Origin of the sequence: Kribbella qitaiheensis, assembly GCF_042657745.1 — a bacterium.
Lineage (GTDB): Bacteria > Actinomycetota > Actinomycetes > Propionibacteriales > Kribbellaceae > Kribbella > Kribbella qitaiheensis.
Window position 1 is genome coordinate 1 of sequence record NZ_JBHSKE010000060.1, and the last position, 12270, is coordinate 12270.

Genomic DNA, 12270 nt, shown 5'->3' on the forward strand with positions numbered 1-12270 from the left:
AGCGGCTACAGGCACCGAGTCTGCCAGCGACCGACCCGATAACACCCATTAGGTAGTACTGCGTTCTCCGTGCGGCTCTAGCGTCTAGGTAGGTGTGGAGGTTGACGTGGCGAGCGACATCTACCTGTCGTTCGGTACAGCGGTACGGCGACCCGGCTGGGTCAGCCGGAGGCCCCGGCTCCCGGCGGGTTCTGGAGAGCCGGGGCCTTTCCCCTGGACGGTCAGTTGGAGGCGTTCGCAGGTGGCTTCGCCAGGGCCGCGTAGGCGGTGACCAGCTGGTCGGCGTCGCGATCCCAGTTCAGCTCGTCACCGGCCGCCCGTACTGCGCTCACGTACCCCGGGTAGTCCGCGATGACAGCACGAACCGCCGCCGCCAGGGACTCCGCGTTGCCCGGCTCGTACAAGGTGCCGAGGTGGTACTTCGTGATCATGGCCCGCAGCTCGGGCAGATCGGCGGCGACTACGGGGACACCGGCCCGGACCGCGTGGAAGAGCTTGTTCGGCAGGGCCAGCCGGTGGTTCTCGCAGGTGTTGGTCAGGGTGACCAGCGAGATCCCGGACTCCTGCAGGACCCGGTCCACCTCGTCGATCGAGGTCTCCGGCACCTTCTCGACGCCACCCAGGTCGAGCCGGTAGTTCGGGTCGACAGATCCCATCAGCAGGGTGCGGAACGGCGCCAGCAGGCGAGCAGCTCCGACGACAGTCGGCAGATCACGCCCGGCCCCGACCCGTCCCGCGTAGAGCAGACCAGCCGGTGTGTCAGGCAGTTCGGCCGGTGCCTCGGCCCGCGGGAAGGTGTTCCGGATGACGCGGACGTCGGACAGCCCTCGCTCCCGCAGCCGCTGCGCGATCCCGTCGCTGACGGTGAAGACGACCACGGCCTGCTGGGCGAGCGCGGTCTCGAAGCGACGACCACGGATCCGCCAGAGCGGAGTCGGCCGGCCGGGAAGAGCCCGGTCGAACCAGAGTTCGTGGCTGTCGTAGACGAGCTTCGCCGACCACTTCCCGGCGTACTCCGCGGCCAGTTCGAGGGTGTTGAAGTCGTGCGCGTGAACGACCTCGAACGGCTCGAACGTGGCCAGCTTGGCCGCGGCCGCGGTACGCCACTGCTTCTCGGTGCGCAGCCGATGCTCGGGCAGCAGCAGCCACCTGACCATCCGCTGGCCGAGCACCTTGATCCCCCGCCGTCCGTGTCCGACCGCCGGCCCGGTCCCGCCGCCCCGGAGGCCGGCTGAACGCGAAACGGACTCGACGCTCGCGCCGGCTCCCAGCTCACTGTGATCGGCCAGGAAAGCGTCCGGCACATCGCGACCGACCACGTGCACCGTGTGGCCGGCCGCGGTCAGCGCCGCCGCCTCCCGCAGGATGCGCGAGTCCCCGGCGATCGGGGACTGCGCCAGCATCAGGATCCGCATCTCACCATCCGCCGAGACTCGTCGGCCACCCAGCCTGCTTCATCGGCCACCGAGGAAGGGCAAAAGCGCCTCGACCGACTTGCCGCCGTCGTGCACTTCCCGGATGTACCGCGGTCCGGCGTCGGCGAGCTTGCGGGCTTCCTCGCGCTCGTCGATCAGCCGCTCGATCACCTCAGCCAGGTCGTCCGGGTTCGCCTCGACGATCGGCAGCTCCGTCGGCAGCAGGTCCCGGACGTGGTCCGCGACGTGCCCGACCGTGACCCGGCCCGCCGCCATCGACTCGCACGCGAAGACGCCGTACGAACCGAGCAGCAGCTGGTCGACCACGATGTCGACGTTCTTGATCAACTCGACCAGCTCCGTGTGCGGAACACCCTGGACCCGCTCGTACTTGATCACGCCCTTGGCATCGAGCGCGGTCAGCACCGGGTCGACGAACGCCGAACCCTTCAGCGCGCTCGCCGACGGCGCGTGCAGCACCACCGGCACCTCCCGATCCAGCACCGGCGCCGTCGACGCCAGCTGGTCCGGGTCCACCACGACCGGCAGCCACACGCTGTCCTCGACGTACTCGAGGAGGTCCGGCGTGGTGACGAAGCGGCTGCCCTCGTAGCCGACCAGATGCTGGCGGAGCAGGTCGTTGGCCGCCTGCAGCCTGATGGTCAGCTCGTCGGTCCGATCCGCGAACGGCGAGAACTGGTACTTCGCGCGGTGCCGGGCCGGGTCGCGGACCTCGGAGCCGTGGAAGATCAGGCCGTGCTTGATGTTGGACGCGTCGAGCATCGCCACGTCCTGCGCCCAGAGCTGGCCGGGCAGCTGACCGAACATCGGCCGGCCTGCCTCGAACAGCACGTGGGTCACGTTCTGCAGGACCCAGGAGGTCGTCTCGAGCTGCCAGCGCAGGTCGCTGCGGTACTGCTCGTACGTCCCGGTGCGGTGCACCTTGAAGTCGTACGTGCCGCTACCGGTGGTCAGCGACTCGGCCGCGATCTCCGGCACTTCGCGAGTCAGCGCGGTGGTCCACAGGTAGGCCTGCCCGGCGCTGTTGACCGGCCCGATCAGCAGCCGCCGCCCGACCGCGTCCGGAGTCGTGTCCGGAGTCGGCTCGAGATCACGGCCCAGCATCTCGGTGTAAAGCGTGCGCAGCTTGTCGGCCTGCCCACTCCACGCCGCCTCGCGCTGGAACACCGGGTCGGCGAGCCGTTCGCGGTACGTGTCGGGCCGGCTCAGCAGCAGCTTCGCCTGCTTGGCCAGATCCGCGCTGTTCCCGGCCTGGAAGACCTCGCCGATCCCGGTCCGGGTGACGAACTCCTTCATGCTGGCCATGTCGCTGACTAGCACCGGCAGACCGCCCAGGCTGTACTCGAACAGCTTGTTCGGCATCGCCATCTCGTGGTTGGGGGCGCGCAACATCGGGATGAGGCCGGCGTCCGCCGTGGCCAGGAACGCGCTCACGTTCTGCGGCGCGACCGGGTTGAGGTAGTGCACCCGGTCCTCGACCTCGAGCTCGGCCGCGAGGTCGCGCAGAGTGTCGACGACCGGCTGGATCGTGGACGGCACGCAGACCACGGCCAGGTGGACCCCCGGCATGTCCCGCAGCGCGCCGATCGCGGTCTCGATCCCCCGGACCGGAGTGATCCCGCCGCTGTAGACCAGCAGCGGCACGTCGGCGGGCAGCCGGACCTTGGCCCGGATGTCCCGCTCGATCTCGACCGTCTCGGGGAGGTCCGGCGTATTGAGGATGACCTCGGGCTTGCGCGGCAGCTTGTGCTCGCTCTGCAGCCGGTCCGCGATCGCCGAGCTGACGGTGATCACCCGGTCGGCGGCACCGATGTACTCCCGCTCGTGGTTCGCCCAGGCAGCGATGTACTTGCGCGTGCGAGCGCCGTACCGGGCGATGCCGGGCACGTACTCGTGCGCGTCGTAGATCACCTTCAGGTCCTTGCCACGCAGCTTCGCGCGGCCGGCCGCGCGGGCGGCCACCCCGATCACGTGCATGTCGTGCGCGTGCACCACGTCCGGCTCGAGCCGGTCGACCAGGTCGCCGAACGAGATCTCGAGGTCGATCGCCTCCGGGTGTACCCGGCGCCAGCGAGCCGGCCAGGTGATCCGGTGGTTCACACCGTCGTAAGCCCGCCAGGCGAACCGGAACGGCCGGTCCAGCCCCAGACCGACACCCTTGCGGACTTTGATGCCCTGCTGTGCCGTCTGCCAGCCGACCCGGCGGAGCAACCGACCGAAAACGCCGGCCTTGAACGCAAGGTCGCCGACCGCACCCGGCCGCTTGACCTTCATCGCGTGACCGGAGTCGGACTTGAGCTCCCGCAGGCCGGCCTGCACCCGCTGGCTCCGGGCCATCATGGCGCGGCGCGACGGGTAGCCGACCAGTGGCGGACGCCAGTTCCGCCGCCTGGTGCGCTTGAAGATCCTTTCCTCGCGCAGGGTGAACGGGACTGCCACCCGGACGACCATCGCGCCGTCGAGCATCTCCCGCGACCCTTCACCGGTCGAGATCCCGAGCACAGTCACCTGTACTCCGGCCTCGGTCAGCGCTGCGGCCTCTTTACGGACCCGGCTGTCGTTGGTGACCTCGTTCGCGACGAGCATCACCACCCGCAGATCTCCCGGGGACCTCGTCACAGACGCACCGACCTTCCGATCACGATCCGCCGGACACCCGCCCAGCGAGCTGGGTCGGTGCTGTCGCGACCGTCGACGAGGACCTTGATACCGGTCAGCTCGGCCGGGGTCAGTTCCTTGTACTCCGGGTGGTCGGCCTGCAGCACGGCGGCGTCGACCGCCTCACCCAGGTGGAACGGGGCGAAGCCGAGGCGCTGCAACTCCTCGTCGGTGTACATCGGGTCGTGCACGAACACCTCGGCGCCGCGCGCCTGCAGTGCCTCGACGGTCGGGAAGACCCCTGAGAAAGCCGTCTCCTTCACAGCTCCACGGTAGGCCGCGCCGAGTACGACCACCCGGGCGCCGGCCAGGTCGCCGTACGCGCCCTCGAGCAGACCGATGGTGTAGTCGGGCATGCCGAGGTTCGCCTCACGCGCGGCGCGGACGACGGTCGCCTCCGGGTCAGTCCACAGGTACAGCCGCGGGTAGACCGGGATGCAATGGCCGCCGACGGCGATGCCGGGCCGGTGGATGTGGCTGTACGGCTGCGAGTTCGACGCCTCGATCACCTGGTGCACGTCGATGCCGTTCGCGCCGGCGAACCGGGCGAACTGGTTCGCCAGGCCGATGTTGACGTCGCGGTAGGTGGTCTCCGCCAGCTTGGCCAGCTCGGCCGCCTCGGCCGAACCCAGGTCCCAGACGCCGTTGCCGCGCTCGAGGTCGGCCCGCTCGTCGAAGTCCAGCACGGCCTCGTAGAAGGAGATCGCCCGCTTGGCGCCTTCCTCGGACAGACCGCCGACCAGCTTGGGGTACTTGCGCAGGTCCGCGAAGACGCGGCCGGTCAGGACGCGCTCCGGCGAGAAGACCAGGTGGAAGTCCTGGCCCTCGACCAGGCCGGAGACCTCCTCGATCAGCGGCTTCCAGCGGTTCCGGGTGGTGCCGACCGGCAGCGTGGTCTCGTAGCTGACCAGGGTGCCCGGGGTCAGGTTCTCGGCCAGCGAACGGGTGGCGCTCTCCATCCAGCCGAACTCCGGCTCGCCGGTCTGCTCGTCCACGAACAGCGGTACGACGATGACGACGGCGTCGCTGCCGGGGATGGCGTCCGCGTAGTCGGTGGTGGCCCGCAGCCGGCCGTCGCCGACCGTCTCGGCCAGCAGCTCGGCCAGGTGGGCCTCACCCGGGAACGGCTCCTGTCCGGCGTTGACCTGGTCGACGGTGGCCTGGTTGATGTCGACGCCGACCACTTGGTGGCCCTTGGCCGCGAACTGGACCGCCAACGGCAGTCCGATCTTGCCTAAGGCAACTACTGCTACTCGCACGGGAACTCCACTAGGTATGGATCAGTCATCATCGGGGACCTCTGAGGCGCCGCTCCAGCGGGTGTTCGACGAACTTGTAGAGCAGCCAGGAGGCGAATATCGAGAGCACGAGAACACCGGCGTACCAGGTCAGGTTCGACCAGCCGACCGGACCCGCGAGGCCGTGGAACTCACGGATCGCGTAGAGGATCGTCGCGTGCACGAGGTAGAAGGAGTAGGACCACTGACCGAGCGCGACCAGCGGGCGGCTGCGTAGCAACGACCTGCCGCCGCGCATGTCCCGGGACGCGACCGCGAGGATCATCAGGCCGTACAGGACGGTCAGGATCTCCTTCTGGGTCAGCGCCATGGTGGTGGCGAACGGGACCGTCCGGTGCTCGCCGGAGTAGTACAGGGTGTAGATGCCGACGGCAAAGATCGCGAACGCCAGCCAGAACGGGAAGCGCGGCCGCCAGCCCGACCGCAGCGCGATGGCCAGGCCGATGCCGAAGATGAACGCGACCGAGTGCAGCACCGGCTGCGGCAGCACCGGCACGGTGTCCGGCCACTTGTACAACGCCAGCCGGTAGGCGCCGCCGAGCGCCACCACCACGACGCACATGACCAGGCCGCCGGCCGTCTTCAGCCGGACCGTGGCCCGCTGGAGGAAGGGGAAGAAGGCGTAGAAGAAGGCCTCCACCGACAGCGTCCACGACGCCGGGTTGCCGGAGTACAGGATCGTCGGGTCGTTCGACCAGCCGTGCAGCAGCACCACCGAGAGCAGCAGGATGCTGATGTCGAAAGGCTTGATCCAGCTCATCGCCGGGTCCGGGTGGATCCGGTAGAAGACGAACACCGCCGCCAGCAGGGCGACGGCATGCGCCGGCCAGATCCGGGCGAACCGGCGCCGGTAGAAGGTCCGGACCTTCGTCCCGGGCTGCGCCGACCAGGTCAGCACGAAGCCGGAGAGGACGAAGAAGAAGGTCACGCCGGAGGTGCCGAACTTGAGGAACTTGTAGATCGGCAGCGGCGCCAGGTTCGTCATGTGGTGCGTGAACACGAAGAACGCCGCCCACCAGCGCAGACCGGTGAGCGACTCGACCCTCGGCAACCGCTTCCGGGTGGTCGGCGGGGCGGCAGGATCCGCCGGCACCGTCGCCGGCGGCTCGTCATGAGCCAGCGGCGCGGGTGCGGCCCGGACCTGTCCCGCTTCCTTCTCCTCAGCGGCCTTCGTCATGTCGCTACCCCGCGAGGGCGGAGACGACGCGACCCGCCGCCTGGCCGTCGCCGTACGGCGCGGCCTGCTCGGCAGTGGGCATCGGCCGGACGGCCACCTCGGGGAGCTTGCTCAGGTCGGTGGTGAGGATGTTCCACCCGTCCTCGAGCGTCTCCGTCCACTCGGTCTCCGTGCGCAGCGTCGTACACGGGGTGCCGAGCAGGAAGGCCTCCTTCTGCAGGCCGCCTGAGTCCGTCACCACGCCGACCGAGCCGAGCACCGCCGCGACCATCTGCGGGTAGGCCAGCGGCTCGGCGGTGTGCAGCGAACCACCCGGACGCTCGAGCTTGATGCCGAACTCGGCACAGCGCGCGACCAGCCGCGGGTGGGCCAGCAGCAGCACCGGGGTGTCGAGCGAGGCCAGCCCATCGACGATCGCGGCCAGCTGCTCCGGGTCGTCGGTGTTGTCGGCCCGGTGGATGGTGGAGACCAGGTACTCGCCACGCTTCAGCCCGTCGGGCAGGTCGAGCGGCTCGCCCTTGACCGCGTCGCGGACCCGGAAGCAGACATCGGTCATGACGTCGCCGACCAGCCGGGCGCGGTCCTTCAGGCCCTCGTTGGCCAGGTGGTCCATCGCGACCTGGGTCGGTGCCAGCAGCAGGTCCGCCGCGTGGTCGGTGAGCACCCGGTTGTGCTCCTCCGGCATCGACCGGTTGAACGAGCGCAGGCCGGCCTCGAGGTGAGCCACCGGCAGGTGCATCTTCACCGCGGACAGCGTGCCGGCCAGGGTGGAGTTGGTGTCGCCGTAGACGAGCACCCAGTCCGGCCGGTGCTCGTCCAGCACCGCGTCCATCGCGGACAGCATCGCGCCGGTCTGGACGCCGTGACTGCCCGACCCGACGCCCAGGTGGACGTCGGGAGCGGGGATCTTCAGATCGGCGAAGAAGACGTCGGACATCTTGGCGTCGTAGTGCTGACCTGTGTGCACGATGACGTGCTGATGCTCGGTGGCGGCGAACGCCTCCGAGACCGGGGCGAGCTTCACGAACTGCGGGCGCGCCCCGACGACGCTCAGGACCTTCATGACTGCGCGGCTCCAGCACTCTCGGAGCCGAGCACGCCGTTCAGTGCGTCGTTCAGCCGGATCGACCTGCCGTCCTCGGCCGCGGACTGGATGACGGCCTCGGCGACGACGACCGTGGCCAGACCCTGCTGCAGGGTGACGATGTCGGTCTCCTTGCCCAGGATCGCGTCGCGGAACGCCTCGTGCTCGGCCCTCAGCGGCTCGGGCTTGGCGATCGCGTAGCGGATCATGTCGCCCTCGCTGACACCGCGGAAGTGCGCGACGTCGTCCCAGGCGGTCTGCACGGTGCCGTTGGCGTGGAACGACAGGTCGGCGAGCAGGGTGTCGGCGATGAAGGCGCCGCGCTCACCCGTGACGACGGTGAGGCGCTCCTTCATCGGGGACAGCCAGTTGACCAGGTGGCTGGACACGGTGCCGTCCTGCAGCATGCCGGTGACGGCGATCAGGTCCTCGTACTGCCGGCCGCTCTTGTGCGCGCTCTGCGCGGACACCGAGGCGAACGGCGACTGGGTCACCCACGCGGTCAGGTCGATGTCGTGGGTGGCCAGGTCGAGCACCACGCCGACGTCGGCGATCCGGGCCGGGAACGGGCCCTGGCGGCGGGTGGTGATCTGGTAGATCTCCCCGAGCTCGCCGGCCTCCAGCCGCACCCGCAGCGCCTGCAGCGCCGGGTTGTACCGCTCGATGTGGCCGACCGCGCCGATCACGCCGGCGGCCTCGAAGGCCTTGGCGATCTCCGCCGCCTCCGACGAGGAGCCGGCCAGCGGCTTCTCGATCATCGCGTGCACGCCGGCCTCGGCGAGCGTCTTGGCGATCTCGGTGTGGTACTGCGTCGGCACCGCGACCATGCAGTAGTCGATGCCGGCCTCGATCAGCTGCTCGACGTTCTCGTGCACCGGCAGGCCGTTGGCCACGCCGTGCTTGTCGCCACCCGGGTCCGCGACGGCGACCAGGTCGACGCCTTCCAGGGAACCGAGCACGCGGGCGTGGTGCCGGCCCATCATGCCCAGACCGATCAGTCCGGCTCGCAGGTTAGCCATCTCAGGCACCAGCCTTCGCGACAGTCGCGACCGCGGTCACGATGCGGTCGAGGTCTTCCTCGGACAGCGAGGGGTGGACGGGCAGCGAGAGCACCTCGGCCGCGGCCTTCTCGGTCTCCGGCAGGTCCAGCTCGCGCTTGAACGAGGGCAGCCGGTGGTTCGGAATCGGGTAGTAGACGCCGCAGCCGACGCCGTGCTCGTTGCGGAGCGCGTCGGCGAAGCCGTCGCGGTCCTCGGCCACCCGGATCGTGTACTGGTGGTAGACGTGCGTCGCCTCGGGCGCCACGGTCGGCACGGCCACGCCGCGCAGGTTCGCGTCCAGGAAGGTCGCATTCTCCTGCCGCTGCTTGGTCCAGCCGACCACCTTGGTGAGCTGCACCCGGCCGATGGCGGCGTGCAGGTCCGTCATCCGGTTGTTCACGCCGACCAGTTCGTTCTCGTACTGCTTGAGCATGCCCTGGTTGCGCAGCAGGCGCATCCGGCGCTCGATGTCGGCGTTCGCGACCGAGTTCATGCCGCCCTCACCGGACGTCATGTTCTTGGTCGGGTAGAGGCTGAACATGGCGAACTCGCCGAAGGTGCCGACCTGCTCGCCGTTCCAGGTCGCGCCGTGCGCCTGCGCGGCGTCCTCGAAGATCATCAGGCCGTGCTTGTCCGCGACGGCCTGCAGCTCGGTCATGTTCGCCGGGTGGCCGAACAGGTGCACCGGCATGATCGCCTTGGTCTTCTCGGTCACGGCGGCCTCGACGGCGGCCGGGCTGAGGCAGAAGTGGGTCGGCTCGATGTCGGCGAAGACCGGGGTCGCGCCGGTGAGGGCCACGCTGTTGGCGGTCGCCGCGAAGGTGAAGGACGGGACGATCACCTCGTCACCGGGGCCGATGCCCGCGGCCAGCAGGCCGAGGTGCAGACCCGAGGTGCCCGAGTTGGTCGCGACGCAGGCCCGGCCGGCGGCCAGCGCTGCGCCGAACTCCTGCTCGAACGAAGCGACCTCAGGACCCTGGGCGAGCATTCCGCTGCGCATCACACGGTCGACTGCCTCCCGCTCCTCCTCCCCGATGATCGGCTTCGCGGCCGGAATCGGCTGCACCATCAGTTCTCCTCCAGGTTTTCGTCGGCCGGCCGCAGCCGTCCATCGGTTTCGATGTACATCTCGCCCGAGCTCGGGCACTTCCACTCGCCGTCGCCCACGTCCAGCAACGGGACACCTGCCTTGCCGACCCACTTGATCCGGCGGGCCGGGACCCCGGCGACCAGCGCGAAGTCTGGCACGTCCTTGGTGACCACCGCTCCCGCGGCGACCGTGGCCCAGCGGCCGATGGTGACCGGCGCCACGCAGACCGAGCGGGCGCCGACCGCGCTGCCGTGGCGCAGCGTCACGCCGACGGCCTCCCAGTCGGAAGCGCTCTTCAGACTGCCGTCCGGGTTGATCGCGCGCGGGAACTGGTCGTTGGTCAGCACCACGGCCGGACCGATGAAGACGCCGTCCTCGAGCACGGCCGGCTCGTAGACCAGGGCGTCGTTCTGGATCTTGCAGTTGTTCCCGATCCGCACCCCGGTGCCGACGTACGCGCCGCGGCCGACGATGCAGTTGGTCCCGAGCACCGCGTTCTCGCGGATCTGGGAAAGGTTCCAGACAGACGATCCGTCGCCGATCACGGCGGTCTCGTCGACGTCAGCCGAAGCTGCGATCCGGGACGTCACACGTTCTCCTTCGAAGTCAGCCAATCGGTGAGTGCCTGGGCGGAGCGCCGCCCGTCGTGCAGTTCCGCCACGTAGCCGGGGCCCGCGGCGGCGCGCTCGGCGGCCGCGGCCCGGTCGGAGAGCAGGTCGGCGAGGACCGCGCCGAGCGAATCGGGATCCGCCTCGACGATCGGCACCTCGCGCCCGGTCAGACTACGCACCCGGTCGCGAACCACCGAACCGACGTACGAGACCACCACCCGGCCCGCCGCCAGCGCCTCGCAGGCGGCCACGCCGTACAGGCCCATCCGCAGTTGGTCGATCACGATGTCGGCCTCGCCGATCACGGCCGGCATCTGTTCGTGAGTGACGCCGCTGACCCGGCGGTAGTCGACCAAGCCCTGCTCTGCAAGCCCGGTCAGCACCTCGTCGATTCGCGCGGTGCCCTTCAGTTGCGGGTTCGACGGCACGTGAACGACGATCGGGCGGTCGCCCGAGAACAAAGGACGAGCCGCCCGCTGCCATGGCTCCGGATCTATCGCCACCGGTAACCAATGAGCGGTCGGTACGTCGTCCAGCAGGTCGACCGTGGAGACGAACACCGGAACCCCGGCGTCCTCCACAATCGCGGCGAACCGGGTGGCCTGCGCCTCCAGCCGGTCGGTCAGGTCGTCGCCCGGCTTGAAAGGCGACCAGCGCTCGCGCTCCGCGTGCCTGCTGGGCAGCCGGATGTCGGAGCCGTGGAAGACAAGCCCGGTGTTGATCCCGGACTCCACCAGCCGGTTGATCTCGCCGGACGCGTCCGGGACGCCGCGCGCGCCGAACAGCGGGCGCAGCGACTCGATCAGGACATGGGTATAGGAGCCCAGGACGTGCTGCTCCTGGGCCCGCTGCCACCGCGGCTGCCCGAACCATGACAGCGGTACGCCGTAGTCGTCGGCGAACTGGAACTGCCCTCGGCGGTGTACCGAGAACGACACGGCGTTCACCTCGGGAAGGGTGCGGGCCGACCGGGCCCAGGCGTACCCCTGGCCGGCCGAGTTGGTCGGGCCGACGAGCAGCCGGACCGGGTCGTTCGAGACCTGCGGGAAGGCAGGCAGTTGCGCATACGAGTAGCGCAGTCCCACCAGCCGTCGCCGGACCGCACCCGCGGTCCGGGCGACAGGGGCCGGCAGGTGGTCGCGAAGGGAGCGGGTGGCGGTCACAGCCACCGCACCGCGCCGCGCTGACCTGACTTCACCCATTCCCCGCCCCGACGAGCCGGTCCAGCTCACGACGAGCCGCGGGCAGCCCGAGCACCACCGGGGTGTCGGTCTGGCGCTGGCCGAGCTGCCAGCCGGCCCAGATCGAGCCGGCGTCCAGCGCGATCACGACGTCGGCCTGGTCGACGACCTTCATCACGTCCGGCCGGCTCTGCACCCGGGTCCAGTAGTTCTTGGACAGGTCGTTGCCGCGCCGGTTGGCCTTCAGCTTGCGGATCGGTGCCGCCTTCTTGATGGCCTTGGGCAACACCTTGCCGCCGGCCCGGCGCAAGCGGCGGTACCGCCACTGCACAGCCTTGACGACCCGCTTGGCGCCGGTCGGCCGCGGCTTCGCCGCCGCGGGCGCAGGCTTCGGCTCGGCGACAGCCTCCGGGGCGGGAGCCTTGGCGGCCTCGCTGACGTCGGCGGGAACGGCCTCGGCATCGGCGGCCGGCGTGGACACGCTGTCCGCCGGAACGGCGGGCGGCACGGTCTCGACCGGCATCTTGCCCGGGCCGATCAGCGTGAAGCTCTCGACCAGCCCGTCGACCGGCCCGGCCGGCGGAACCCACGCCACCACGTCGAGGCCGACGTCCGGGCGACCGCCCAGGTCGGCGCGGACGGTGTCGAAGTACGCCGGAGGGAGCCGGCGGGTGCTGAGCAGGACAACCTTCATG

At 69.9% G+C, this 12270-nt stretch carries 10 protein-coding genes; all 10 read right to left on the reverse strand.

Annotated features, from left to right (window positions below; translation table 11 throughout):
* Positions 1 to 221: 221 nt before the first annotated feature.
* From ACFPJ1_RS34965 to ACFPJ1_RS35010, 10 genes are read right to left on the reverse strand one after another with little or no spacing between them, the layout of a single operon-like run.
* Positions 222 to 1415, reverse strand: coding sequence for a glycosyltransferase (locus ACFPJ1_RS34965; protein ID WP_380110581.1), 1194 nt, complete (start codon positions 1413 to 1415; stop codon positions 222 to 224).
* 39 nt (positions 1416 to 1454) lie between these two features.
* Positions 1455 to 4055 carry a glycosyltransferase gene (locus ACFPJ1_RS34970; RefSeq protein WP_380110582.1) on the reverse strand — a complete coding sequence of 867 codons (2601 nt, stop codon included), beginning with the start codon at positions 4053 to 4055 and terminating at the stop codon, positions 1455 to 1457.
* On the reverse strand, positions 4052 to 5353 hold the full coding sequence (locus ACFPJ1_RS34975; protein ID WP_380110583.1) for a nucleotide sugar dehydrogenase: 1302 nt from the start codon (positions 5351 to 5353) through the stop codon (positions 4052 to 4054). The genes ACFPJ1_RS34970 and ACFPJ1_RS34975 overlap by 4 nt, the downstream gene beginning before the upstream one ends.
* A gap of 28 nt (positions 5354 to 5381) precedes the next feature.
* Complete coding sequence (locus ACFPJ1_RS34980; RefSeq protein ID WP_380110584.1) at positions 5382 to 6569, reverse strand: acyltransferase family protein; 1188 nt, start codon at positions 6567 to 6569, stop codon at positions 5382 to 5384.
* Positions 6570 to 6573: 4 nt separating this feature from the next.
* A complete protein-coding gene (wecB, locus tag ACFPJ1_RS34985) occupies positions 6574 to 7632 on the reverse strand; it encodes a non-hydrolyzing UDP-N-acetylglucosamine 2-epimerase (protein WP_380110585.1) in 1059 nt (352 codons plus the stop codon).
* Positions 7629 to 8672, reverse strand: a complete 1044-nt coding sequence (locus ACFPJ1_RS34990; RefSeq protein ID WP_380110586.1) for a Gfo/Idh/MocA family protein — start codon at positions 8670 to 8672, stop codon at positions 7629 to 7631. The genes wecB and ACFPJ1_RS34990 overlap by 4 nt, the downstream gene beginning before the upstream one ends.
* Position 8673: 1 nt before the next feature.
* The gene (locus ACFPJ1_RS34995) at positions 8674 to 9765 is read right to left on the reverse strand and encodes a DegT/DnrJ/EryC1/StrS family aminotransferase (RefSeq protein WP_380110675.1); all 1092 of its coding nucleotides are present in this window, start codon (positions 9763 to 9765) and stop codon (positions 8674 to 8676) included.
* Entirely contained in the window at positions 9762 to 10373 is a 612-nt protein-coding gene (locus tag ACFPJ1_RS35000; RefSeq protein WP_380110587.1) for an acyltransferase, read from the reverse strand. The genes ACFPJ1_RS34995 and ACFPJ1_RS35000 overlap by 4 nt, the downstream gene beginning before the upstream one ends.
* Positions 10370 to 11557 carry a hypothetical protein gene (locus ACFPJ1_RS35005; protein ID WP_380110588.1) on the reverse strand — a complete coding sequence of 396 codons (1188 nt, stop codon included), beginning with the start codon at positions 11555 to 11557 and terminating at the stop codon, positions 10370 to 10372. The genes ACFPJ1_RS35000 and ACFPJ1_RS35005 overlap by 4 nt, the downstream gene beginning before the upstream one ends.
* Before the next feature lie 31 nt (positions 11558 to 11588).
* Positions 11589 to 12269 carry a hypothetical protein gene (locus ACFPJ1_RS35010; RefSeq protein ID WP_380110589.1) on the reverse strand — a complete coding sequence of 227 codons (681 nt, stop codon included), beginning with the start codon at positions 12267 to 12269 and terminating at the stop codon, positions 11589 to 11591.
* Between the last annotated feature and the right edge of the window lies 1 nt (position 12270).